Source organism: Nocardiopsis sp. LOL_012 (assembly GCF_048060475.1).
Taxonomy (GTDB): domain Bacteria; phylum Actinomycetota; class Actinomycetes; order Streptosporangiales; family Streptosporangiaceae; genus Nocardiopsis.
The window spans coordinates 75,241-100,581 of the sequence record NZ_JBHMIV010000002.1; the positions used below are offsets into that span (position 1 = coordinate 75,241).

The window sequence follows — 25,341 nt, forward strand, 5'->3', positions numbered from 1 at the left end:
GCAACGGGCCCTGGCCGGTACCGGCCAGGGCCCGTGCTCTCACGCGGCCCCGTTCAGTGGTCCACCCACACGTACCAGTCTCCGTCCACGTGTTCGTAGATCCTGGAGCCCTGGCCGGGCACGAACACCCCTTCGGGCAGGTCCTCCTCCGGGCTGTGCGCCAGGCCCGCCGGGGTGAACAGTCCCGCGCCCTCCACCGCGTAGTGTGCGATACCGCCGGAGACCGAGACCTCGCGCAGGGCGTACGAACCGGTGGTGGCGCCCTCCAGGCCCACACGTTCCCCTTCGGTGAGGCCCTCGCGCAGGGACAGGAGTTCGTCGGCGGCGGAGAGCACCCGTGCCTGCAACGGAACTCCGGTGACGGCCAGGCCCAGGGCCGTCGCCGCGATCAGCGGAGGGCAGATCCAGCGCAGCCAGTGGGGGCGGATCACCGGACGGGCCACGGACAGGGCGATCCCGAACCGCAGGGCGCCCATCGCGGCCAGGAACAGCCCACCGGCCAACCCGAAGGAGAAAGCCGCCAGATGGCCGCCGGGGACGCTGTCCTCGAAGAGGAGAACGAGCCCGAGGACACCGCAGGCGGGGATGTAGAGGCGGCCGGGCGGCCGGGACCCCCACTCCGTCAGGCGCTCACCGAGCGTCGGCTTCCCGGCCAGCTCGATCAGTTTGGCGACCGATCCGTCGGACGGGTCGGAACCTGCGGCGGGCATACGCTCCCCTTCGTCGAATCCGCGCGATCGGGACGCGGCCGGGCCGGGGGCCGCACACGGCCGCGCCGCAGTCGCGACGGCCGCGTGAGCACGGCCTTCACCCAAAGGATAGAGCAGCCGCAGAGCGTGCCCGGGCCGTTCCGGGCGCCGGAGCGGCGGGCACCCGAGCCCCGCGCCGAAGGAGGGCCCCGGCCGGGGGAGGCGTCCTTCGCCGTGTCCGCGAGGGCTTGGGGAAACTCTTCTAAGGTGGTGGCGTGACCACATCATCCCAATGCGCCGCTCCCACCGGCCCCACGTTCGAGGTGGAGGACCGGCTCCGCGCCCGAGGGGCCCGCACCGTCGCCGGAATGGACGAGGTCGGCCGCGGCGCCTGGGCCGGTCCGCTGCTGGTCTGCGCGGCGGTGCCGGGCACCGGTGCCCCTCCCGAGGGCCTGACCGACTCCAAACGCCTCACCCCCCGGCGCCGCCGCGACCTCGCCGCGCGTCTGGAGCCGTGGGTGGCCGACCACGCCTTCGGATGGTCCGAGCCGGCCGAGATCGACGAGGTGGGCATGACGGAGGCGCTGCACCGTGCCGCACTGCGCGCCCTGGAGGGCCTGTCGGTGCGCCCCGACGCCGTGGTCCTCGACGGCCGCCACGACTTCATCGGACCCCCCTGGCGGGTCCGGACCCAGGTCAAGGGCGACCTCACCTGTGTGAGTGTGGCCGCCGCCGCCGTCCTGGCCAAGGTGCGCCGCGACGCCCTCATGGCCGAACTGGCCGCCGACCACCCCGGCTACGGCTTCGACCGGGCGGCCGGGTACCCCTCGCCCGTGCACCGGGCCGCGCTCGCCGAGTCCGGACCCACCCCCCAGCACCGGATGAGCTGGTCCTACCTGGACGCCCTCCCGCGCTGGCGCCATCTGCGCGTGCGCCGCGACGCCCCCGGCGGAGAGCAGCTCCCCCTGCTGTGAGCCGGTCACGGGAATACGCCCGCCGGGCGCGACACGCCGCCCCGCACTGGACATCCGACACCGGTTCGGGCAAGGCTGAGGCGTGAACGCCGGTCCCCCGACCCCCTCCCGGATCCGCTCGGCGGACCGGAGAGCCGACCGTCCACCCGCCCCCGGCAGGAAGGGTACGGATGACGCGCCAGACGCGATCCACCGCCGCGGCTCCCGACGGTGTGTCCGGGCTCGACCGCCTGCGAGCCCGCTACCACCGCATCCCCTTGGGCCGCCGACTGGCCGCCGGGCTGGTCCTGGTCACGGTGGTCTCCGTGGGCGCGCTGGTGGCGGGCCTTTCCGTGCTCACCGCGGCGAGCGCCGTCCTCGTCCTGCTGGTGCTGCTGGCCTCCCTCATGCGCTCCCTCGACGCCTTCGCCACCGTGATGGTGTGCGTGCTGTGGCTGGCGGTGGCCTTCCCCCTGTTCCAGATCCCGCTCACCGGGGAGCCCGTCACCCTCCTGCTGCTGCCCGCGCCCGCGCTGGCCGTTCTCGTCGCCGGGCGTGTGCGCGAGTTCCCCGTCTGGCACACGTCGGTGCTCGCCCTCACCGCCGGGCTCGCCGCCGGGTTCACCGTCGCCCTGGCCGGGATGGCCCTTCCGGTGCTCGCACCCTCCTGGGGGGTCGGTGTGCTCTACGCCGCGGCCGGTGCCTGCCTCGTCTGGCGGCTGGCCGTCGCCCGCCGGATCGTCAAGGACACCGCCTCCGGCGGCCGGACCGGCGAGGGCGGGGGCACGGGGAACCCGCCTCGGGCGCGCGCCAGGACGGGCGAGGTCTCCCGCTCGGTGGGCGGTCGCGGTTCCGGTGAGGACGACGCGCCGGTACCGGTCGACCAGGCGCTGGCCGAACTGGAGGCCATGATCGGGCTCGACCCCGTCAAACAACAGGTCCGGGGGCTGGCCGCCTCCATCGAGGCCGCCCGGCTGCGCGCCGACGCCGGGTTCCCCGTGGAGCGTCCGCTGCGCCACCTGGTCTTCTCGGGCCCGCCCGGCACGGGCAAGACCAGCGTCGCCCGGACCCTGGCCACGATCTTCCACTCCTTCGGACTGCTGCCCACCTCCCGTGTGGTCGAGGCGCAGCGCGCCGACCTGGTCGGCGAGTACCTGGGGGCCACCGCGATCAGGACCAACGAGCTCGTGGACCGCGCCTTGGGCGGGGTGCTGTTCATCGACGAGGCCTACTCCCTGGTCAACGAGGGCGACGGGCAGCCGGACCGGTTCGGCAACGAGGCGGTGCAGACGCTGCTCAAGCGGGCCGAGGACGACCGGGACCGTCTCGTGGTGGTCCTGGCCGGCTACGAGCAGGAGATGGACGCCTTCCTGGCCTCCAACCCCGGTCTGGCCTCCCGGTTCGCCACCCGTATCAGCTTTCCCAGCTACTCCGCGGACGAGCTGCTCCGTATCGCCGAGTCCCTCGTGCGCCGACGCGGGGACGGCCTCGACGCCGACGCCAGGCGGGCACTGCGGCGTGGGTTCGACCAGGCCGTGCGGATCGAGGCGGTCGACGCGCTCGGCAACGGCCGGTTCGCCCGCTCGGTCGTGGAGAAGGCGGCCCAGGCCAGGGACGTGCGGGTGGTCACCTCGGGGGTCCGGGCCGGCGCGCCCGCGCAGAAGCCGGGCGCGGAGGACCTCATCACCGTCCGCGCAGCCGACGTGGAGGCGGCCTACGGCGAGCTCACCGCCCACCTGCCCGGGTTCGGCGAGGTGCCCGGTATCGACGAGGCACTGGCCGAACTCGACGCCATGATCGGTCTGGAGCCGGTCAAGGAGCAGGTCCGCTCGATCGTCGCCCAGTTGCGGGTGGCCCGGCTTCGCGAGGAGCAGGGGTTGCCCAACCAGGCGCCCATGCGCCACTTCGTCTTCTCCGGCCCCCCTGGCACCGGCAAGACGACGGTCGCGCGGGTCCTCGGCCGGGTCTTCTCGGCGCTGGGGCTCCTGGGCCGCGCCGAGGTGGTCGAGGCGCAGCGGGCGGACCTGGTCGGTGAGCACCTGGGGGCCACGGCCCTTAAGACCAACCGCCTCGTGGACCGCGCCCTGGGCGGGGTGCTGTTCGTCGACGAGGCCTACTCGCTGGTCAACCCCGGCTACAGCGGCGGCGACGCCTTCGGCTCCGAGGCGGTGCAGACGCTGCTCAAGCGGGCCGAGGACGACCGGGACCGGCTCGTGGTGGTCCTGGCCGGGTACCCGGCCGAGATGGAGCGCTTCCTGGCCTCGAACTCCGGTCTGGCCTCCCGGTTCCACGTGCGCGTCCGGTTCCCCTCCTACTCGGCGGACGAGCTCACCCGGATCGCCCGGGCGGTGGCCGCCCGTACCGGCGACACCTTCGACGACACTGCTCTGGAGGACCTGCGGAGCATCTTCGCCCACGTGTGCGCGAGCGGGTGGATCGACGAGCTCGGCAACGGCCGATTCGCCCGTTCCCTGTTCGAGAAGGCGTGCTCCCGCCGCGACCTGAGGGTGTCCCAGGAGTTGGGTGAGGAGGCCACCGCAGCCCAGCTCACCGTCGTCACCAGCGCCGATGTGCGGCAGGCCTACACCGACGTCACCCAGGGGGCGTGAGCGGCGCTCACCGGCCGCCCGGGGCGCGCGGCCGGGTGCTAGTGTCCGGGCCATGACCGCTTCGCCCTCTCCCACCGCGGCCCCCGTCACCCAGGCGCTCATCCTTGCCGGGGGCCAGGCCACCCGTCTGCGGCCCTACACCGACACCCGACCCAAGGCGATGGTGGAGGTGGCGGGCCGGCCCATCATCGACTACCAGTTGGACTGGCTGGCCTCCCACGGGGTCGAGCAGGCCGTCGTCTCCTGCGGCTACAAGGCCGAGGTCCTGCAGGAGCACTTGGCGGACCGCGATGAGGGGCCCGAGACCACCCTCCTGGTGGAGGACGAGCCGCTCGGCCGCGGCGGTGCGCTGCGGTACGCCTCCACCGGTCTGCGCGACCAGGGCGCCCCCTACTTCGCGCTCAACGGCGACGTGCTCACCTGGTTCCCCCTGGACGAGATGGCCGCCCACCACCGCGAGCGCGGGGGGCTGGCCACGCTGGCCCTGGCGCGCTTCCGCACGACGTGGGGCATCGTGGACGTCGACGACCAGGACCGGATCGAGGGATTCACCCAGAGCCCGCTGCTGCCCGTGTGGATCAACGCGGGCGTCTACCTGTTCGAGCCCGGGATCACCCCGCTACTGCCCCTCAAGGGCGACCACGAGTCCTCCACCTTCCCCGAGTTGGCCGGGGAGGGCCGCCTGACGGCCTACCGCATCGACGGGTTCTGGCGCGGGGTGGACACGGTGAAGGACGTGAAGGAGGCCGGCGCGGAGATCACCGCGCTGAGGAACTGACGTTCAGGACGTCTTCGCCCGGATGTGGGATATGGGCGGTAGGGGCGCTCGGCCGCGTGGGTATTGTCACTTTCGTGACAAGTGACGGATTCATCTTCTCCAGCGCCCCCAACTTCCGTGACATCGGTGGACACCGCACCGCCTCCGGGCGGACCGTCCGAAGCGGCCTCATCTTCCGCTCCGACGCCCTGCACTCCGTCGCCGACGAGGAACTGGTCGCCTACAACGGCCTGGGCATCCGCCAGATCGTCGACTTCCGCACGCCTCACGAGCGGGGACGCCTCCCCGACGTCACCCCTGAGGGCGCCGAGTACGCCGCCGTCGCCGTCCAGGGGTCGAAGGCGGCCGGGGCCAACTTCGCCGACCTGCTCGCCGACCCCGAGCAGGCCAGGGCCGTGTTCGGCGGCGGCGGGGCCGAGAGGTTCATGTTCGCCGTCTACGAGGAACTCGTCACCGACGCCGTCGCCCTGAGGGGCTACCGCGAACTGATCGAACGCGCCGCCGAGGGGCCCACGGCCCTGGTCTTCCACTGCAGCGCGGGCAAGGACCGCACCGGGTGGGGCGCCGCCCTGATCCTGAGGCTGCTCGGGGTGGAGCACGAACACGTCGTTGCCGACTACCTGGTCAGCAACGAGCGCCAGGCGGCCACCGAGATGTGGATGCGGCGGCTCGCAGTGGGCAGCGGCCTGGACTGGGCGGACCTGGTGCCCATGACACGGGTCCGGGCCGAGTACCTCGACACCGCGCTGGCCCGCGTCGACGAGGTGTACGGGTCCTTCGACGGCTACGTGGCGGAGGGGCTCGGGGTCTCCGGCCGGACCGTGGAACGGCTCCGCGAGCGGTTGCTGAACTGACCCTGCCCGTCGCCCGCCACCGCCCTCAAAGGTCGCCTGCGGCGCGGTCCTTGCTTGCTGGGCGCTAGGGGAGGGACCGCAGCCGTCGGCGCAGGTCGGCCTCGTCGGAGGCGGCCTCCAGTTCGGCGCTCAGCGCGGTGAGCACGGCGGCCCGGTCCGTCCCCTGGTCGAGCATGCGCTGGGCGGCGCTCCACAGTTCGGCGGGGTGTCCGTTCCAGAGCCGCTCGGCCAGCCGCTCGTGGCGGTCCAGGTCCCGAGCGCGTTCGGGACCGGTGCCGGTGACCGGGCGGTACCAGTGGTCCTGGCCGCTGGAGTGGCGGCCGTTGTGCGGGGTCGAGGCCTCGTACTCGCCGTAGTGGTCCAGCCTGAGCAGGGCCCGGCGCCCGTGCGAGGTGGCGGGGTCGAACTCCTCCGCGTCCCACGAGACGAGGTCGCTGGCCAGCAGGGGGAAGGCGAAGATCCGCCGGGCGAGCGAGGAGAAGTCCCCGTCGGGGAGCAGGCGGCGCACCGCCCTCTCGTTCAGTCCCAGCGGTCTGGCGGGGTCGCGGTAGGTGCGGGCGAAGGCGGCGGTGGACTCCCACACGGCGTCGAGGGTCGCCCCCACGGCGACCTCCGGAAGCTCTCCGCTCTCGGCCGCCGCCCACCGCACCCACGCGGCTAGGACGTGCGGCATGGCCTCCTGCTCCTCGGGGAGCAGGACGACGCGTCCGGGCAGCCAGTGCAGCAGGAACGACTCCGCCTTGCGCGGGCTGACGCGCAGCGGGCGGCCCGCGTCCACGTCGCACCCGTGGGTGATGATGTGGTCCGCGCAGCGGCTCGCGGCGTAGGAGTCGGATAGTTCTGTCGCCTCGTCCGAGGCGAGGAAGCGCGCGGCCAGGACGGCGCGCTGGTCGCGCCGCCACACCGGGGCGGCGGGCCGGCCCCTCTCCTTGGGAAGGGCCTCGATACGTGAGCGGGCGAGGGCGAAGTGGGCGGCGAGGGAGCCGCCGGCCAGGTCGGCCGCGGTCAGGCCCACGGGGTGCACCGCAGGACCCGCGCCGTGGCCGGAGCCGGGTTCGTCCACTACCTGGCCGGTGCGTTCGAGGGCCCGTTCCAGAACCGCCCGCGCCTCGGGGAGGCCCACCTCGGAGAAGCGGAGGAAGGTGTCCCGCGCGGCCCTGCGCTCGCACTGGTCGAGGAGTTCACCGACCTGGGACGTGACCCAGGCGTCGCGCAGCAGGCCGCCGCCGTTGTGGTCCACGACCAGGACCATCGCGTGCTCGGGAGCGGGCGGGTCGGATCCGTCGGCCGACCCCCGCCCGAAGACGCACACCACGTCGTCGGTATCGCCGAACCGGTCCCCGTGGACGTGGGCGGACAGGGGGGTGACCGCGCCGAGCTGGGAGGCCCACTCGGGCGTCTGCAGGCCGCGTTCCTGGAGCGCGATCATCCCCTGCTGCGCCAGGTGCCGCTGCGGGGCGGACGTGCCCAGGGCCCCGACGGCCGCCAGGACGCCCAGGCCCGCCGGGTTCCCGGAGGCCGTGGCGTGCGCGACCAGGCCCTCACCGAGCAGGCGCTCGACGTCCACCCCTGGGATGCGCTGTCCCCACCAGGAGCCGAGCATCTCGCTGAAGGCCAGTTCCGCGTCGAGCGGGTGGCGCATGGCCAGCAGTTCCCTGGCCGCGCGCAGCATCTGTTCGAAGACGGCGCCGGGTACGGGTTCGGGGCCTGTGGGTGTGGGAGGTGTCGGGGAGGGCACCATCCGAGGGTATGCCAGCGGTGGCGGATTCCGCTCCGCACGGGTTCGGAGAGGTCATCGCGGTTTGGGGACCGCCCCATACCCGGTAAGGGATTTTCCTGACAAACGAGACATCACGGTTTCGGGTTGGGAGGGCGGTACGGAGTTGACCATCGCCTCCAGGTGCTCCCGCGCGACCCGCTCGACCAGGTGGGGGGTGACCGTGATGCCCAGATGCTCCACACAGTTCCAGGTGTCGCTCACGCAGCGCTCGACACAGCGGTGGGGCAGGGCGCTGAACTCGTTGTGGAGCCGCGCCGAGATCCGCCGGAGATCCTGGACCGGGAAGGTCTGGAGCATTCTCGCTCACACCCCTTTGGTGACGATGGCCTGGACGGTGACCTCCACCCATTCCACTTGTTTTGGACGCACTGTCAACCCCCGTCCCGGAGCGCCGGGGATGAAAACTCGGAGAGCAGCGTTGCCCCAGGTCCGACCGTTGGGCCGCACCGACGTGGAGAAAGTGGACTTCTCAGTCATGGAAGGGGCTCCGCTGTGAGAACCCGCGTACAGAACAGTCGAACACATACATCGCGGGTGGCTCAAGTAGTACACGGGCCGAATGCCCTCGGGCGACCATTCCGCGACCGGGATATGGACGACGCTTGACCTCCGGTTCCCCGGGGCGCGGTCCACAGCGGCCGTTGCGCCCGGGGCGCTGTGTCTTATGCTTGAGCGGTGACAGCGGCCGAGAGGAGTCCTGGAGTGTGACTCCCGAGGGCCGCGGAGCCCCCGACGCGCTTCGGCGACGAACCCTTCCGGCGCTCGCCGCCGGCCCGTTCCGACCCTCGGGGGACATGCGGGCCAGGCAGCATCCCCAGCGGGACACGGGTGGGGAACCCGAGGGTTTTCGGAGGTGTCGAGCAGTTGAGCGCCGAGACGTCCATTCCGCCCCCCAGGGCTGACGGAGCGGAACTGCCGGTCGCGGTGAAATCCCTTCTCGCCGACGCGCCCATAGGGTTCGGCCTGATCGGTTCCGACGACCGCCTGGCCGCCGTCAACCAACGGCTCGCCGCGCTGTTCGGCGCGACACCGGCCCGGTGCCTGGGACGCGGCCCGGCCGAACTGCTCGACGAGGCCGGCGATCCGGCCGGGGCAGCCGACCAGCGGGCCTCCCTGGAGGCCGTGCGAGCCGGGGGCCAGGCCGTCCGCAGCCGCTTTCGCCCCGCCCGGGGACAGGCGTGGGACCTCACATGGTTCCCCGTCGCCGACCCCGGAACCAGCGAGGGGCAAGTGGCGGTCATCGCCCTGCGCGAGCACGAGACCGGCGCCTCCCGGCTCGAGGAGCAGCGCCTGCGCGCCCTGCTCCAGGTGGGCCACCAGATCCTCTGGGCGGCCGGACCCGACGGCGGCATGCACGAGGACTGCCCCCAGTGGCGCGCCGTCACCGGCCAGGAGCGCGAGTCCTACCTCGGCCGGGGGTGGCTGGAGGCGATCCACCCCGACGACCGCCCCCGCGTCGAACGCGCCTGGGACGACGCCGTCATCGACGTGACCCCCTTCGACGCCATGTTCCGCGTGCGCACCAGGTCGGGCGGCTACGACCACTACCGGGCACGCGCCCACCCGATCGTGGACGGGGCCGAGACCGTCGAGTGGATCGGCACGTTCGTCGACGTCACCACCGAGCGCGAGGCCGACGAACTCCGCCAGCGGTTCAACCAGCAGCTCACCGAGGCTGCCATGCGCACGGTCCGTCTCCAGAAGGCCACCTCCGACCTCGCCGAGGTGCTCACCGTCGACGACGTCGTCGAGGCGATGTCCGCCATCGGCCGCACCGACGTCGGGGCCGGGCACACCTCCCTGGTGCTCTTCGACCGCGACGGGCTGCGGCTGCACCCCATGGCGGCGGACCACCGGTCCCCCGGGGCCTCCTTCTCCCTCGACCACCCCGACACGGCGGCCCGGGCCGTCGCGGACCAGGCGCCCTGCCTGGCCGCCGACCCCGACGAGCTGCGCGCCCTGTTCGAGGACGCGCCCGAGGTCGGCGAACTGCTGGAGACCACTCCGGAGCGCGCCTGGGCCGCACTGCCGATGATGGTCGCGGGCCGTGCCATCGGAGCCCTGCGACTGGCGTTCCACCAGCCCCGCGAAGTCACCGACGAGGAACGGGTGTTCCTGGAGGCGCTCGCCGGGCAGTGCGCCCTCGCCATCGGCCGCGCCCAGCTCTACGAGCGCGAGCACGACACCGCGCAGGCGCTCCAGCACAGCCTCCTGCCGGAGGAGCTTCCCGTGGTCCGGGGGGTACGCCTGGCGGCCTACTACCGCTCCGGCTCCCGGCACGTGCAGGTGGGCGGCGACTGGTACGACGCCTTCCCGCTGCCCGACGGCAGGGTCGCCGGGGTGCTCGGAGACGTCATGGGCAAGGGCATCCCCGCCGCCTCGGGGATGAGCCGCATCCGCAGCGCACTGCGCGCCCTGGCCTTCTCCATGCCCGAACCCGCCGACGTCCTCACCGGACTCGACCGCATGTTCTCCGCCACCGAGGGCATGGACCAGGTGACCACCCTGGTCTACTTCGTCCTGGACCCGGCCACCGGACAGCTCGACCTCAGCAACGCGGGCCACCTGCCTCCGCTGGTGGTGGCGGGCAACGCCGGCCCCTCCCTGCTGGAGAGCGAGCCCGACACCCCGCTCGGCGTCAGCGCTCCGCGGGGCCACCACAAATTCTTCGTCCAACCCGGTAACACCATCGCCCTCTACTCCGATGGACTGGTTGAGAACCGCAGACGGTCCGTCGCACGCGGGCTCGACGAGCTGGTCACCGTGGCCGCGTCGGCTCCGGCGGAGGCGGTGGGCGATCCACAGCAAATGCTGGAGTACCTTGTTGAGAGCATGCTCGAAGGGTACGAGCAGGACGATGACGTCACTCTGCTCGCCGTTCAGCTTCCGGTGATCGACTCCGGGCCGGAGCGGTAAACCGTACGAACAAGTCCATTGCCTTGCCTACAGTGAAGAAGCCGTTCCGCCTCGCGACGCGGGGGTGATCCTCCAGGGGGGTGACCTCCGGGAGCGCATACGCTTGATAACAAACGGCTTCCCCGCCCTGGTGGGGACGATCCCAGGCCGCAGGTGGGAGGGGGCCTGTGCCCGGTCCCGGACAGGCGGGCCAATGGGTCCGACAGTCTCACCACACGTCCGTTCGAGAGGTGTTTGTGTCATCTGCCAGTTCGACTCGCTCGAAGCAGTCCGAGTCACTGCAAGAGCCCGTCATTCAGCAGCTGATCGAGCGTGGGCGGTCCCAGGGCTTCCTTGAGCCCGAGGACGTGCGCCGTGCCTTCGAAGAGGCCGAGATCCCGATGTCGCAGGCGCAGTCCGTGCTTCGTACCCTCGCAAAGGAGGACGTGACCGTGCTCGTTCCCGAGTCGGCCTCCTCCCGGCGCAAGGCTCCCAAGCGCAAGACGGCGGCCACCCGGTCCACCCCGGCCAAGGCCGCGGCCAAGCCGGCCCGCGCCGCGGCGGCCCAGGAGCAGCCGGAGCGGGTCACCGCCGTGGTCGACTCCGCCGAGTCCGCCGGCGGCACGGCGAAGAAGCCCGCGGCGGCCAAGAAAACCACCGCCAGGAAGGCGGCTCCGAAGAAGGGCGCCGCCGCGACGGCGAAGAAGCCCGCGGCGGCCAAGAAGACCACCGCCAGGAAGGCGGCTCCGAAGAAGGGCGCCGCCGCGACGGCGAAGAAGACCACCGCCAAGAAGGACCTCGAACTCGCTCCCGCGCCCGGGGGCCTCGCGGACGGCGGCATCGACGACGACCTCGAACACACCGGCGCCGAGCTGGAGCTGGTCGAGGACACCGCGGAGCCCGCCAAGCCGGCCAAGCCCGAGGCCGTGGGCTCACCGGTCGCGCCCAAGTCCGAGGACGAGTCCTTCGTCCTCTACGACGATGACGACGACGCCCCCGCCGCCCAGGTGGTCGCGGCCGGCGCCACCGCCGACCCCGTCAAGGACTACCTGAAGCAGATCGGCAAGGTGCCGCTGCTCAACGCCGAGCAGGAGGTCGAGCTCGCCAAGCGGATCGAGGCCGGCCTGTTCGCCGAGGAGAAGCTCTCCGAGGAGGGCGAGGTCCTCACCTTCGAGCTGCGCGACGAGCTGGAGTGGATCGCCGAGGACGGCGGCCGGGCCAAGAAGCACCTGCTGGAGGCCAACCTCCGTCTGGTGGTCTCGCTGGCCAAGCGCTACACCGGCCGCGGGATGCTGTTCCTGGACCTGATCCAGGAGGGCAACCTCGGTCTGATCCGCGCTGTGGAGAAGTTCGATTACACCAAGGGCTTCAAGTTCTCCACCTACGCCACCTGGTGGATCCGTCAGGCGATCACCCGCGCCATGGCCGACCAGGCCCGCACCATCCGTATCCCGGTGCACATGGTCGAGGTCATCAACAAGCTGGCCCGCGTCCAGCGCCAGATGCTCCAGGACCTGGGCCGCGAGCCCACCCCGGAGGAGCTGGCCAAGGAACTCGACATGACCCCGGAGAAGGTCGTCGAGGTGCAGAAGTACGGCCGCGAGCCGATCTCCCTGCACACCCCGCTGGGCGAGGACGGCGACAGCGAGTTCGGCGACCTCATCGAGGACTCCGAGGCGATCCAGCCCGGCGAGGCGGTCAGCTTCACGCTGCTCCAGGAGCAGTTGCACTCGGTGCTCGACACCCTCTCCGAACGCGAGGCCGGCGTGGTCTCCATGCGCTTCGGTCTCACCGACGGACAGCCCAAGACTTTAGACGAGATCGGCAAGGTCTACGGGGTCACCCGTGAGCGCATCCGGCAGATCGAGAGCAAGACGATGTCGAAGCTCCGTCACCCGTCGCGCTCGCAGGTGCTCCGCGACTACCTGGACTAGGCCGGTCCAGGCGGAGACGACCTGAGAGGCCCTGCACCGGTGCGGCAGCCCGACCCTTCGGGAGGCCGCACCGGTTCGTGCTGCTGTGACGTCACCTCGGTGCGCCCCGCCTGCGAGCCGGGCGCAGCCCCCGCTGCACGCCGATGTCCGTCCGACGGGACCCATCGTGGCGCACGCCGTGTAGGTGCGGCATAAAGTTCCCGAACCCGTCGTGGCCGGGTCTTCAGTCGGCGCTGAGGACGTCCAGGGTGCGTGCGGCCCCGGGCCGGGGGCCGGGCTGGAGCTCCACCGTGTACCCGAGGTCGGCCAGGGCCGCCGCCAACTCCTCGGGCGTGGCCGCCGCCACGCCCTCGGCCAGCAGGGCGCGGGCGATGTCGCCGCGTGTGGCCTTGGCCATGTGGCTGACCACGGAGCGGCGTACCCGGCCCCCGACCACGCGTTCGCGCAGAACCCGCACCGCCACGGTCCGCCCGGCGGCGGAGCCCGAGGGCCTGAACGCCGCGGCGTAGGCCGACGAGCGGCAGTCCACCAGCAGCCGCCCCTCCGACAGCGCCTCCAGCGGCCCCTTCAGCGCGCGCCGCCAGTAGGGCCCCAGGCCGCCGAGCGGCGGCAGCCTGACCCCCATGGACAGGCGGTACGGGGGCAGCCGGTCCTCGGGCCCCACCACGCCCCACAGCCCGGAGAAGACCAGGACGCGCTCGCGCACGCGGGCGGCGGCGGGGGAGTCGAGCAGTCCGGGGAGCCCGAGGCGGTCGTAGAGCACCCCGGTGTACAGGTCGGCGGCGCGCAGGGTCGGTGCGGTGGCCGCGTCCAGGTCCCGCTTGAGGGCCTCGGACTGGGAGGCCGACAGGCCCAGCACCCTCAGGGCCTCCTCCTCCGGCCCCGAACACAGGTCGGCCAGGGCGGCCATGACCTCCTCTCGGGCGGGGGCCAGCTCGGGGAGGGTCAGCGCGGACAGGTCCAGTCCCGGACCGTCGCCGGAGGCGGCCTTGCCCTCGGAGGGCGGCAGCAAGATGAGCATCGCGGAACTTTCCTGGTACAGCGGGGGAGGGGCCGGAGTGGCCCCTGCCATAGTAGGGCTCCACCGGTGGTGGCACCGGGTCGTCGGACGTGTGGAGGGGCAGAGGATGCACGCGTGGGCACGCAGGGTCGCCGAGGACTGGCCCCCGGAGGAGACGGAGGTCACCGAGGGGTGGCACCTGGGGTACGCGGGAGGTGTGACCAAGCGCGCCAACTCGGCGGTGCGCCTGGAGCCGGGCGCGAGTCCGGAGACCGTCGAGTGCTTCTACCGCGACCGGGGCCTGCCCGCCGTGGTCCAGGTCTGGCCGGGGATGGAGGGCCTGGACCGCGAGCTGGCGGAACGCGGTTATGAGCGGTGCGGGCCGAGCCTGGTCATGGAGCGGCACCTGACCGACACGGCTGGTCCTGGAGAGCGCTTCGAGGTCCTGTCGCGTCCGGACGGGCGCTGGCGTGCGCTGTGGTCGGCCGAGGGCGCCTCGCGGCGGGTCGCCCGGGGACAGCACCGGATCATGGACCGCGTCCCCGTGATGGGCTACGCAGTCGAGTCTTCCGGGGCCGCGCGGGGGTGTGCGGCGCTCTCCGGTGCGACGGTGGGGATCTACGCCATGTTCACCGATCCGCGGGAGCGGGGGCGCGGCCTGGCCGGCGGTATCGTCGGCGCGCTGCTGGCCTGGGGGCGGGGCGAGGGTGCCGAGCGCGCGTACCTGCTGGTGGAGGAGGGCAACGCCGCGGCGCGCCGGGTCTACGAAAGGGCAGGGTTCGCGGTGGTGGACCGGTACCACTACCGGGTCCTCGCTCGCTGAGGTCCGGACAGGCGAGGGGCGGCGGCCCGGCCGGGCCGCCGCCCCTCGTTCATCGCTGCCTGGTGGCTAACGCTCGTCGGCGGTGTTCTTGCTCTCGTGGAGCTTGTCCGTCTCGTCCTGGATGTCCGTGGCGATCTTGCGCAGGGACTCGTCGTGCTTGCGCATGTGGTGCGCGCAGAACAGAAGCTCGCCGCCGGAGTTCAGGAGCACTCGGACGTAGGCCTGTGCACCACAGCGGTCGCAACGGTCAGCAGCCGTCAGCGGCTGGGTGGGGGCAAGGGTTCCAGTCACTTCGCCATCCTCAATACTCGGCGTTAGTCACCTCTCAGAACACCTAACCGGACTGGGACGTTCCCAACCAGGCCTGGTGTACGCCGACAGCGGAATCGGTCCGAAGGATTCCGTGGGTGCGCCGAATGGGTCGTAAGTCACTTTTGATGCACTTTATACCTCCCAGGTCCCTCCTGTGGAGTCTGTGGCGGAAGAAAACGGGAGTGTCCAGGTCGCATCGACAGGAGGTGGTAGTCTCGCGCGGGGCGGGGTCCATCCGAACCGCCTCACCGGCCCGGGCGCCACCCGCGGCCCACGGCCCCCGTCCGGCCCACGCCCCGGGGCGGAGGAAGCGGCCGAGCGCGCCGTGGCCTGCCCCCTTTCGTCGGTGCGGCGCGGTACAAAGGGCACGCACCGCATCACCGCCCCTCTGGCCCTTCAAGACGCAGGAGATGTCCGAGTGACCGCCTTGACCGCCGCCGTCCACGACCCCGAGGATTACTCCGCTCGGCACCTGTCGGTCCTGGAGGGCCTCGAGGCCGTCCGCAAACGGCCGGGCATGTACATCGGGTCGACCGACAGCCGCGGCCTCACCCACTGCATGTGGGAGGTCATCGACAACTCCGTCGACGAGGCCCTGGGCGGTTTCTGCGAGCGCATCGACGTCACCCTGCACACCGACGGCTCCGTCTCCGTCAGCGACGACGGCCGCGGCATCCCCGTGGACATCGAGCCCAAGTCCGGCCTGTCCGGCGTCGAACTGGTCATGACCAAGCTCCATGCCGGCGGCAAGTTCGGCTCGGGCTCCTACACCGCCTCCGGCGGCCTGCACGGCGTCGGCGCCTCCGTCGTCAACGCCCTGTCCGCCCGGTTGGACGTCGAGGTCGACCGCCAGGGCCGCACCCACGCGATCAGCTTCCGCCGCGGCATCCCGGGGCGCTTCGCCGGGGCCGGACCCGACGCCGAGTTCACGCCCGTCTCCGGGCTTGAGCAGGTCCGCAAGGTCGCCACCACGATCACCGGGACCCGCATCCGGTTCTGGCCGGACATGCAGATCTTCCTCAAGGACGCCGAGATCGCCCGCCAGTCCCTGCTGGACCGGGCCCGCCAGACCGCGTTCCTCGTGCCAGGGCTGACCATCGCCGTGCGCGACGAGCGCGTGGAGGGTGAGCCGGCCCACACCGAGGAGTTCCGCTTCGACGGTGGCATCAGCGAGTTCTGCACCTTCCTGTCCCCCGACGAACCGGTCAGCGACGTCCTGCGCATCCAGGGCAGCGGAACCTTCACCGAGACCGTCCCGGTCCTGGACGAGGCCGGCCACATGGTCCCCTCCGACGTCGAGCGCCGCCTGGACGTGGACGTGGCCCTGCGCTGGGGCACCGGCTACGACAGCACGGTCCGCTCCTTCGTCAACGTCATCGCCACCCCCAAGGGCGGCACGCACATCAACGGCTTCGAGCGCTCCCTGGTGCGGGTGATCAACGAGCAGTTGCGCGCCACCAAGCTGCTCAAGAACAGCGACGACCCCGTCACCAAGGACGATACCCAGGAGGGGCTCACCGCGGTCGTCACCGTCCGTCTCCCCGAGCCCCAGTTCGAGGGGCAGACCAAGGAGATCCTGGGCACCTCCGCCGCCTCACGGATCGTCTCCCAGGTGGTGGGCCGGGAGCTGAAGGAGTTCCTCACCTCCACGAGGAAGGCCGAGAAGGCCAAGGCGCGCACCGTCCTGGAGAAGGTCGTGGGCGCGGCCAAGGCCCGCCTGGCCGCCCGCCAGCAGCGCGAGACCCAGCGGCGCAAGAACGCCCTGGAGAACTCGGCGCTGCCCGCCAAGCTCGTGGACTGCCGCAGCGAGGGCCTGGAGCACAGTGAACTGTTCATCGTCGAGGGGGACTCGGCGCTGGGCACCGCCAAGCTCGCCCGCGACTCGGAGTTCCAGGCGCTCCTGCCGATCCGGGGCAAGATCCTCAACGTGCAGAAGTCGTCGGTGGCCGACATGCTCAAGAACACCGAGTGCGCCGCGATCCTCCAGGTGGTCGGAGCCGGGTCGGGCCGCACGTTCGACATCGAGGCCGCCCGCTACGGCCGGATCATCCTCATGGCCGACGCCGACGTCGACGGCGCGCACATCCGCTGCCTACTGCTCACGCTCATCTACCGGTACATGCGGCCCATGCTGGAGGCGGGCCGGGTGTTCGCCGCGGTGCCGCCGCTGCACCGCATCGAGCTCACCAACGTCCGCCGCAAGCGCGGGGCCAGGCCCGAGGACCGCTACGTCTACACCTACTCCGACGCCGAGCTGACGCGCACCCTGCTGGACCTGGAGAAGCGCAAGATCACCTGGAAGGAGCCGGTCCAGCGGTACAAGGGCCTGGGTGAGATGGACGCCGACCAGCTCGCGGAGACCACCATGGACCCGCGCCGCCGCACCCTCCGGCGGATCCGGGTGGAGCAGGCCGAGGAGGCCTCGGCCGTGTTCAACCTGCTGATGGGCAACGAGGTGGCGCCCCGGCGCAAGTTCATCCAGGCGGGCGCCCAGGAGTTGGACGCCGCCCGCATCGACACCTGACGCTAGGGGCCGGGCGGGGCCCAGACCCCGTCGGAGAGCAGCCGCTCCACGGCCGCGCGGTAGGGGACGGGGTCCAGCCCCTGGCCCGCCACCCACGCGTCGTCGTAGTAGCTGTGCTGGTAGCGTTCGCCGCCGTCGCAGATCAGCGTGACCACGCTGCCCCGGCGCCCCTCACGGAGCATCCTGGCGACCAGGTGCCACACGCCCCACAGATTGGTCCCCGTGGAGCCGCCGGCGCTGAGGCCGGTCACGTCGTGCAGGTGGCGCATCGCGGCGATGCTCGCGGCGTCGGGAACCGGCACCATCAGGTCGATCACCGAGGGCACGAAGCTCGGCTCCACGCGGGGACGGCCGATGCCCTCGATCCTGGACGGCATGCCCGTGGAGTAGTCGGGGGCCCCGGTCACCCAGCCGGGGAAGAACGCCGAGCGCTCCGGGTCCACCACGGCCAGGCGGGTGTGCAGGCGGCGGTAGCGCAGGTAGCGGCCGATGGTGGCGGACGTGCCCCCGGTCCCCGCGCCCACAACGATCCACTCGGGGCAGGGGTAGCGCTCCAGGGTGAGCTGCTCGAAGACCGACTCGGCGATGTTGTTGTTGCCCCGCCAGTCGGTGGCCCGCTCGGCGTAGGTGAACTGGTCCATGTAGTGGCCGCCCGTCTCACAGGCGAGCCGCTCGGCCTCGGTGTACATGTCGGGCGGGGCGTCGACGAAGTGGCACCGGCCGCCGTACCGCTCGATCAGCGCGATCTTCTCCGGGCTCGTGCTGCGCGGCACGACGGTGACGAAGTCCAGGCCGAGCAGCCGGGCGAAGTAGGCCTCGGACACGGCGGTGGATCCGGAACTGGCCTCGATGATCGTGGTGCCCTCGGTGATCCAGCCGTTGGCCAGGCCGTAGAGGAACAGCGAGCGCGCCAGCCGGTGCTTGAGGCTGCCGGTGGGGTGGACCGACTCGTCCTTCAGGTACAGGTCGATCCCCCACTCGGGCGGCAGGGGGAACACGTGCAGGTGGGTGTCGGCCGAGCGGTTGGCGTCCGCGACGACCTGGCGCACCGCCTCGTCGGCCCAGGAGCGGGCGGAGGGACCGGAGCGCTCCACCCACGCCGTGCCGTCGGCGGGTCCGGGGCCGTCGGGATCTGAGGGACGTGTCATGCCCAGCAGCGTAGCCCTACGGACCGAGGACGCCCGAGCGCCCCGGGAAGGACCGTGCCGCAGGCGTCCGCCCCGTGTGGTGGCGGGCGGGACCCACCCCACCCCTCTGGCCGACAGACCACCAGCGGGAGTAGCGCGAGCGGCGTACCGGTCTCTGCGGGAGGAGTCTCCGCCGCTGCGAGGTACGAGCAGGGGCGGTAGCGACGACGAAGAGGCCGGTTCTCCACGCCGCGAGCACGTCCCGAGCCTGCGAGGGACCATAAACACGAAGAGGCCGGTTCTCCACGCCGCGAGCACGCTTCGAGCCTGCGAGGAGCCATAAGCACAGTCAGTCCAGGGACCCGCCGGACATCGCGGCGTGCATGCGCCGGTAGATGGCCGCCTCCTCGCTCCGGCTCTGGCGTTCGAGGGTGCGGGCGAGGGCGATGTGGGCCCAGTTGTCGACGGGGTCGAGTTCGATGATCCGGCGGAAGGTCTGTTCGGCCTTGTTGAGCTGCGCGGAGTGGAAGTAGGCACGGCCCAGCAGTTCCAGGAGGGAGCGGCTCTCCGGTTCCGCCTCGACGGCCGGTTCGAGGGTGCGGGCGGCGTAGATCGGGTCGCCCAGTTCCATGAACATGCGAGCCCGGTTGAAGGTGTCGTAGGTGTTCTCTTCCACAGTGCTCCTCTCGACGGCTGTGCCGCGTTGGGGTCACAACGGTCACGGGAGCGACCGCATTCCCAGACGGCACACGAGGGGACGGGAGCGGTCCGGAACGGACCAGGGGAACGTCCTACCGTTCCCGTCCCCTAGGGAAGGGATCCCCGGAGAGGGCAGCGGGCACACGCGCCCGCGGGCACACGGCGCTCAGAGGTCGGTGGGGGTGACCCTGCCTGTGTCCACGTCGTAGATCGCACCGGCCACGGGCAGACCCTTGGGCAGCAGCGGGTGGTGGCGGATCCGCTCCAGGTCGTGCCCGAGGGCTCCGAGCTGGTCGTTGTCGGTGTGGAACTCCAGGCTGCGGGTGTCGACCCCGTGCTCCTCCAGGATGAGGTCGTGGACCGCGTCGTCGCTCTCCACGGACGCCATCTTGCACTTGGTGTGCGGCATGACCAGGACCCGGTCCACCTCCAGCAGGTACACCGCCAGGACGAGGGTGCGCAGGGTGTCGTCGGTGACGCGGGCCCCCGCGTTGCGCAGGATCTTGGCGTCGCCGGGCTTCAGACCGAGCGTGTCCAGAGGCTCGATCCTGGAGTCCATACAGGTCACCAGGGCCAGACCCCGCGCTGCGGCGGGCTTGAGGCCCTGGAGCGCGAACTCGGACACGTAGGCGCCGTTGGCGGTGAACACGTCCTCGAAGGCGGCCGCGGTATCGGTCGCACCGGGCTTTGGGGTCTGGCTCACGTTTCTCTCCTTGTTCGACGGTCGCGGGGCCGTGCACATGGAACCAGAACCGTGTGCACGGCGTGTTGCGACATGCTCAATCGCTCTGCCGGGGGGCGGTGATCCCCGAGTCCGTCCGCCCGCTGCCCACCGTGGTGATGGCGCGCGGCAGGGCCTCGCCGGACCCGTCGCGGCGCTCGTTGGCGTCGGGCAGCCGCACCGGTTTCCCGTCCTCACGGGAGGCGCGCGCCGGGGCCCGGCCGATCCAGCCGAACAGCAGGGTGTCCTCGCCCTTGAGGTAGCGGTGGCAGCGCACGCCGCCGGTCGCCCGGCCCTTGGCCGGGTAGGACTCGAACGGGGTGACCTTGGCCGATCCGGCCTGGGTGCCCTCCAGGGCGCCCGTGGAGCCCGACACGGTGACCACCACCGAGTCCTCGGGGGAGGGGACGGAGCCGAACCACAGTACCCGGGCCTGCTCCGACAGGCGGATGCCCGCGACCCCGCCGGCGGTCCGGCCCTGCGGGCGCACGGCTGAGGCGGACAGGCGCAGGAGTTGGGCCTCGGTGGTGATGAAGGCCAGGTCCTCCTCACCGGTGGACAACTGGGTGGCGCCGACCACGCGGTCGCCGTCCTTGAGCGTGATGACCTCGAAGTCGTCCTTGTTGGGCGGGTAGTCGGGCGAGACCCGTTTGACCACGCCCCCGCTGGTGCCGACCGCGAAGCCGGGGCCGGAGGCGTCCATCGAGACCACCGAGACGACCCGCTCCCCCTCGTCGAGTTCGACGAACTCGGTCACGTCCATCCCGTCCGCCAGCGGCGGTCTCCCGGTGTCCTCGTCGGGCAGCTCCGGCAGTTCCACGACCGGCAGGCGGATCATCCGGCCCAGGTCGGTGACCAGGCCCACGTCCGAGCGCGAGGTGGTGGGTACGGAGACGGCGATCGAGTCGTGCTTGGTGCGCAGGCCCTCGTACATCGCGGGCACGGTGGCGCCCTTGCTGCGGCCGATCGCGCCCTCGGTGTCGAGCAGGACGTGGCAGGGCTGGTCGGCCATCTCCAGGGGGATCACCGCGCCGCGGGCGGCGCCGTCGCTCTCCCGCAGCCTGGTGCGGCGCGGGGTGGCGAACTTCTTGGAGACGTCGGCGAGCTCCTTGGAGACCAGGCGGCGCAGCTTCTTGTCGGACTCCAGGACCGCGGTGAGGGCGGCGATTTCCTTGTTGAGCTTGTCGCGCTCGGCCTCCAGCTCCAGACGGTCGAAGCGGGTGAGGCGGCGCAGCGGGGTGTCCAGGATGTAGCGGGCTTGGACCTCGGACAGCTCGTAGGCGCCCATGAGGGCCTCCCGGGCGGCCGCGGTGTCGTCGGCCTCCCGGATCAGCGCGATGACGCGGTCGATGTCCAGCAGGGCCACGACCAGGCCGTCGACCAGGTGCAGCCGCTCCTGGCGCTTGCGGCGGCGGAACTCGCTGCGGCGCCGCACCACTTCGAGGCGGTGGTCGACGTAGACCTGGAGGAGCTCACGCAGGCCGAGGGTCTGGGGCTGGCCGTCGACGAGGGCGACGTTGTTGATCCCGAAGGTCTCCTCCATCGGCGTGAGCCGGTAGAGCTCCTCCAGGACTGCCTCGGGGTTGAACCCGTTCTTGAGCTCGATGACCAGGCGCAGGCCCTGGTTGCGGTCGGTGAGGTCCTTGAGGTCGGAGATGCCCTGGAGCTTCTTGGACTGCACCAGCTCCTTGATGCGGCCGATGACCTTCTCCGGGCCCACACTGTAGGGCAGTTCGGTGACGACCAGGCCGGTGCGGCGCGCCGACACCTTCTCGATGGCGACGGTCGCCCGGGTCTTGAACGTGCCGCGGCCCTTCCTGTAGGCGTCCCGGACGCCGTCCAGGCCCACGATCGTACCGCCGGTGGGCAGGTCGGGACCGGGCACGAACTCCATGAGCTCGTCCAGGGAGGCGTCGGGGTGTGCGATCAGGTGGCGCGCGGCGGTCACGACCTCGCCCAGGTTGTGGGGCGCCATGTTGGTGGCCATGCCGACGGCGATGCCGGACGTGCCGTTGACCAGGAGGTTGGGGAAGGCCGCGGGCAGGACCTCCGGTTCGGTCTCCTGGCCGTCGTAGTTGGGCTTGAAGTCGACGACGTCCTCGTCGATGGAGGAGACCAGCAGTTCGGCGCTCGGCTCCAGGCGCGCCTCGGTGTAGCGCATCGCCGCGGGGGCGTCGTCGCCGCCGAGCGAGCCGAAGTTGCCGTGGCCGTCGACCAGCGGCACGCGCATGGCGAAGGACTGGCTGAGGCGGACGAGGGCGTCGTAGATGGCGCTGTCGCCGTGGGGGTGCAGGCGGCCCATCACCTCGCCCACGACGCGGGCGCACTTGACGTGGCCGCGGTCGGGGCGCAGCCCCATCTCGTTCATCTGGTAGAGGATGCGCCGCTGCACCGGTTTCATGCCGTCTCGGGCATCGGGCAGCGCACGCTGGTAGATGACCGAGTACGCGTACTCCAGGAAGCTGCCGCGCATCTCCTCGGAGACGTCGATGTCGATGATCTTCTCGGCGAGATCCTCGGGGGGACGGGAAGTAGTACGGGCCATGCTCGTCATTCTGTCCTGTAGTGGGGACTGAAATGTACACGGACCCGTGGTCGGCGGCATGTGAACCGTGCGACTGGGGGCTTCGCCCGCTTTCGGAGCGCAGTGGCCGGACCGGGCCCCGCCCCGGCGGGTGCGCCGGAACGGGGCCGTGGCCGGGCTCCGGCTCAGGGGGCGAAGGGGACGGTCAGGGTCGCCCCCTCACCGCCTCCGGTCCGCACCCGTGAGTCTGCTGACCCCAGGGCGCTCCAGATCCGCAGGCGCACCGTCCCCCCGTCGAGGTCGGCGAAGGGGCCGGTGGCCGAGGACGGGCCGGAGCCCTGGGTGTAGGCCTCCCAGCCGGGGAGGTCGTTGGTGGCGAAGTAGTGGTAGGTCTCGACCCGGTCGTCGGTGCCGTCGCCGTCGAAGTCGTACTCGACGCGCACCTGGACGGCGTTGGCGACCGATCCTCCGGAGTCCACCGGCAGGGTGAAGGCGGTGTCCCCTCCGGTGAAGGCGCCGCTCGCGCCCTCCAGTTCGAGCACGACCGCGTCGGCGGGCGGGGCGCCGTCGCGGTTGGCGCCGCCCGCGTCGGGGACGGTGACGGTTCCCTCGGCGGCGACCGGCTCCGTGGCCAGGCCGTCGGCCACCGGGTGGAGCAGGCCGTCGGCCAGTTCCTCCCCGCCGCCGTTCCCGGGGTCGCCTCCGCCGCCCTCGCCGAAGGTGGAGGCCAGCGAGCCCGGGGCCACTCCCAGTTCGGTGCCGTCGGAGAAGGTGACGGTGATGGGGGAGGTGCCCGGGTTGAATGCGGTGTAGGCGAGCGTGCCCTCGTCGGAGAACACCGCGTAGTGGGCGGTGTCGGCGGTGACCGACGTGTCCACGGTGCCGACCTCGGCCAGGGTGGACACCCACTGGTAGAGGTGTGCCTTGGACTCCCCCGCCTCCGGCGTGTAGGTCCGCCACTGCGCCTCGAACATGTCCAGGGCGGCGTCGCCGTCGGACAGGGCCCGGTGCGCCCAGTGGATGTCGCGCCAGATCTGCGGTGCACCACCCGTGCGCGCCACCAGGGACTCGTACATCGCCCCGGCGTGCTCGGGGTCGTAGCCGAGGTACAGGGAACCGGCGGTGATGGGCAGGTAGTTGATGCCGTAGTGCTCCTCGTCGCCTCCGTCCCACCAGATGCGGTAGTCGGCGCCGTCGCCCCAGACCATGCCCGCCACGTCGTGCTCGAAGCCGTCGGGGAAGGTCTGACCGCCGTGGTCCTGCCAGTAGCGGGTGACGGTGGAGGCCTGGGTGGTGTGCAGGAAGACGCCCAGGTCGCGGAGTTCCTCGTCACCGGTCAGCGCGCCGAACAGGGCGGTGGAGGAGGCGAAGTGCATGCCCTCGGAGGAGGACTCCTGGTTGTTGCCCGCGGCGAACCCGGAGTGGCCGGAGGCCCAGCCGTGCCCTGCGTAGGGGGAGAAGGACCGCAGCCGCGGGAACATGCCCTCCTCGGTGGCGGCCACGTCGTCGATGACCATGCGCACCATGCCGCCCCAGGCGTCCTCGTCCGCCCAGGCCCGGTCGTAGCGGGCGATGGTGGCCGCGGCCGACACCAGGTAGCCGTAGTGGAAGTCGTGGTCGTTGAGTTCGGTGGTGGCGCCGAAGCTGTCGGGGTAGCCGAGCAGGGTGCCCCAGCGGGACTCGTAGTGCAGTCCCCGGCCGCCTCCGGCCGTCAGCCAGTCCTCGACCCGGCCCTTGAGCAGGGCGAGCAGTTCGTCGCGGGCACCGGTGTGGCCGATGGAGTCGGCGATGGGCACCAGTTGGGCCAGGCGGCCCATGGCCTTGCCGTCCCAGTAGGTGTCACCGGGGGAGGGGAAGTGCTGCTCCTCGGTCAGGACCTCGTCCAGCAGCGCCCGCAGCCGGTCGTGGTCGGCGGAGTCCGCGGTGGGCAGGCTCGGCATGATGCCCTGGGTGGTGAGTTCGGTGGTGAAGGAGGTGCCCAGGGCGACCCGCATCTCCCCGCGGGGGGAGGGGTAGGAGAGGCCGGGGACCTCGTCGTCGCTGTGGTCCCAGTGGTGCGGGTACATCGCCAGAACGGTGCCCTCGGAGGCGGCGCCGCCGACCGGCTCGGTCAGGACACGGTAGGTGCTGGTCAGGGTGGCAGAGCCCGGGTCGTAGTCGTACTCGACGACCGATCCGGTGACGGCGGAGCGGGCGTAGGGGGCGAAGTCCGCCAGCGCGTCGGGGGAGGGCAGCAGCGCCACCGAGTAGTGCCCGCCGCCGCCCGTGGGCGCGGTGAAGGCGTTCCCCGAGCGCGACCACGGTGCTCCGACGGGGGAGAAGAGCGCGTAGTGGTTGCCGCCCACGGTGGCACCGACGGTGGAACCGTCCTCGTGCCAGATGTCGGGGGAGGACGTGAAGGCGACCCGGGCGTCGCCGCCGTCGGTGCGGGCGTGCGCGAAGGGCAGCCCCTGGCCGATGGTGACGTCCAGGGTGGGTCCGCCCTCCCAGCGGGCGGTCACGGTCCAGTCGCCGCTGTCGGCGACCCGGGTCGCGGGGGCGTTCAGGCCCACGGCGCCCAGAGTCAGGTCCGCGGTGTGCGGGTACTCGTACTTGAGCCCGCCGCCGACCAGGGCAGGGGTGCGCGGATGGCCCATCTCCAGGCCGCCCGCGTGGGGCTTGTAGGTGGCGGGGTGGGCGTACAGGTTCTCGCCGTACGGGTTGTCCGGGTAGCGCTGGAAGATCAGCGAGGACCACCACTCGTTGGTGGGGGCCGGGCCGGTGAAGTCCTCGGTGACCTTGGGGCCGACCGGGGCGCCGTTGAGGTCGGAGGGGCCTGCGGCCCCGGCGGGTAGTGCGTCGTCGTAGCTGCCGGAGCCCACGGGGACGAGGGAGGCGGCCGAGGCGGGCGCGGCGGTCGGCAGTACGGCGGTGAGGGCGGTGGCTCCGCCGACCACCAGGGCCGCGAGGGCGGTGAGGGCTGTACGGACCCTTCGGGGGAGACGGCCTCGGGGGGCGGGGGACAGCGATCTCGGGTGGTCCATGCGGTGGTGCACCTTTTCTGTCGCGCGGCGAGGGGATCCGGGGTCCGGGAGCGCTCCCATTGCTGGGATCCGCGTTGAGTGTCCGTGGGTGAGCGG

18 protein-coding genes are annotated in these 25,341 nt (G+C 71.8%); 8 read left to right on the forward strand and 10 right to left on the reverse strand.

Going from position 1 to position 25,341, the window contains the following annotated elements; genetic code table 11:
• Positions 1-53: 53 nt before the first annotated feature.
• A complete protein-coding gene (locus tag ACFHWE_RS01720; protein WP_416598751.1) occupies positions 54-710 on the reverse strand; it encodes a hypothetical protein in 657 nt (218 codons plus the stop codon).
• A 254-nt stretch (positions 711-964) separates the two neighbouring features.
• Between ACFHWE_RS01720 and ACFHWE_RS01725 the strand changes: the two genes are divergently transcribed.
• From ACFHWE_RS01725 to ACFHWE_RS01740, 4 genes are all read left to right on the forward strand, one after another.
• The gene (locus ACFHWE_RS01725) at positions 965-1,663 is read left to right on the forward strand and encodes a ribonuclease HII (protein ID WP_416598752.1); all 699 of its coding nucleotides are present in this window, start codon (positions 965-967) and stop codon (positions 1,661-1,663) included.
• A gap of 170 nt (positions 1,664-1,833) precedes the next feature.
• Entirely contained in the window at positions 1,834-4,251 is a 2,418-nt protein-coding gene (locus ACFHWE_RS01730; protein WP_416598753.1) for an AAA family ATPase, read from the forward strand.
• Between the two features lie 52 nt (positions 4,252-4,303).
• Positions 4,304-5,029 (forward strand): nucleotidyltransferase family protein, encoded by a 726-nt coding sequence (locus ACFHWE_RS01735; RefSeq protein ID WP_416598754.1) that lies wholly within the window; start codon positions 4,304-4,306, stop codon positions 5,027-5,029.
• Positions 5,030-5,085: 56 nt separating this feature from the next.
• Positions 5,086-5,883, forward strand: coding sequence for a tyrosine-protein phosphatase (locus ACFHWE_RS01740; RefSeq protein ID WP_416598755.1), 798 nt, complete (start codon positions 5,086-5,088; stop codon positions 5,881-5,883).
• Between the two features lie 64 nt (positions 5,884-5,947).
• Here ACFHWE_RS01740 and ACFHWE_RS01745 read toward each other — a convergent pair whose 3' ends face one another.
• Positions 5,948-7,555 (reverse strand): hypothetical protein, encoded by a 1,608-nt coding sequence (locus ACFHWE_RS01745; protein ID WP_416598910.1) that lies wholly within the window; start codon positions 7,553-7,555, stop codon positions 5,948-5,950.
• Positions 7,556-7,675: 120 nt separating this feature from the next.
• Complete coding sequence (locus ACFHWE_RS01750) at positions 7,676-7,960, reverse strand: hypothetical protein (RefSeq protein ID WP_416598756.1); 285 nt, start codon at positions 7,958-7,960, stop codon at positions 7,676-7,678.
• A 567-nt stretch (positions 7,961-8,527) separates the two neighbouring features.
• Between ACFHWE_RS01750 and ACFHWE_RS01755 the strand changes: the two genes are divergently transcribed.
• Both ACFHWE_RS01755 and ACFHWE_RS01760 read left to right on the forward strand, forming a co-directional pair.
• Positions 8,528-10,579: a SpoIIE family protein phosphatase gene (locus ACFHWE_RS01755; RefSeq protein ID WP_416598757.1), complete on the forward strand. Its 2,052-nt coding sequence runs from the start codon at positions 8,528-8,530 to the stop codon at positions 10,577-10,579.
• Positions 10,580-10,815: 236 nt separating this feature from the next.
• Positions 10,816-12,492, forward strand: coding sequence for an RNA polymerase sigma factor (locus tag ACFHWE_RS01760; RefSeq protein ID WP_416598758.1), 1,677 nt, complete (start codon positions 10,816-10,818; stop codon positions 12,490-12,492).
• Positions 12,493-12,715: 223 nt separating this feature from the next.
• Here ACFHWE_RS01760 and yaaA read toward each other — a convergent pair whose 3' ends face one another.
• A complete protein-coding gene (gene yaaA / locus ACFHWE_RS01765; RefSeq protein WP_416598759.1) occupies positions 12,716-13,513 on the reverse strand; it encodes a peroxide stress protein YaaA in 798 nt (265 codons plus the stop codon).
• A 106-nt stretch (positions 13,514-13,619) separates the two neighbouring features.
• Here yaaA and ACFHWE_RS01770 point away from each other — a divergent pair, with 106 nt between their 5' ends.
• Entirely contained in the window at positions 13,620-14,315 is a 696-nt protein-coding gene (locus ACFHWE_RS01770) for a GNAT family N-acetyltransferase (RefSeq protein WP_416598760.1), read from the forward strand.
• Between the two features lie 66 nt (positions 14,316-14,381).
• On the opposite strand, the gene ACFHWE_RS01775 is transcribed toward ACFHWE_RS01770, so the two are convergent.
• Entirely contained in the window at positions 14,382-14,606 is a 225-nt protein-coding gene (locus ACFHWE_RS01775) for a DUF7455 domain-containing protein (protein ID WP_028649793.1), read from the reverse strand.
• Positions 14,607-15,045: 439 nt separating this feature from the next.
• Here ACFHWE_RS01775 and ACFHWE_RS01780 point away from each other — a divergent pair, with 439 nt between their 5' ends.
• Positions 15,046-17,151 carry a DNA gyrase/topoisomerase IV subunit B gene (locus ACFHWE_RS01780; RefSeq protein ID WP_416598761.1) on the forward strand — a complete coding sequence of 702 codons (2,106 nt, stop codon included), beginning with the start codon at positions 15,046-15,048 and terminating at the stop codon, positions 17,149-17,151.
• A 2-nt stretch (positions 17,152-17,153) separates the two neighbouring features.
• On the opposite strand, the gene ACFHWE_RS01785 is transcribed toward ACFHWE_RS01780, so the two are convergent.
• From ACFHWE_RS01785 to ACFHWE_RS01805, 5 genes are all read right to left on the reverse strand, one after another.
• Positions 17,154-18,299 (reverse strand): PLP-dependent cysteine synthase family protein, encoded by a 1,146-nt coding sequence (locus ACFHWE_RS01785; protein WP_416598762.1) that lies wholly within the window; start codon positions 18,297-18,299, stop codon positions 17,154-17,156.
• Between the two features lie 328 nt (positions 18,300-18,627).
• Positions 18,628-18,954 (reverse strand): tetratricopeptide repeat protein, encoded by a 327-nt coding sequence (locus tag ACFHWE_RS01790; RefSeq protein WP_416598763.1) that lies wholly within the window; start codon positions 18,952-18,954, stop codon positions 18,628-18,630.
• Between the two features lie 189 nt (positions 18,955-19,143).
• Entirely contained in the window at positions 19,144-19,719 is a 576-nt protein-coding gene (locus ACFHWE_RS01795) for a beta-class carbonic anhydrase (protein ID WP_416598764.1), read from the reverse strand.
• A 37-nt stretch (positions 19,720-19,756) separates the two neighbouring features.
• Positions 19,757-22,243: a DNA gyrase/topoisomerase IV subunit A gene (locus ACFHWE_RS01800; protein WP_416598765.1), complete on the reverse strand. Its 2,487-nt coding sequence runs from the start codon at positions 22,241-22,243 to the stop codon at positions 19,757-19,759.
• A gap of 164 nt (positions 22,244-22,407) precedes the next feature.
• Positions 22,408-25,245, reverse strand: a complete 2,838-nt coding sequence (locus ACFHWE_RS01805) for a glycosyl hydrolase (RefSeq protein WP_416598766.1) — start codon at positions 25,243-25,245, stop codon at positions 22,408-22,410.
• Between the last annotated feature and the right edge of the window lie 96 nt (positions 25,246-25,341).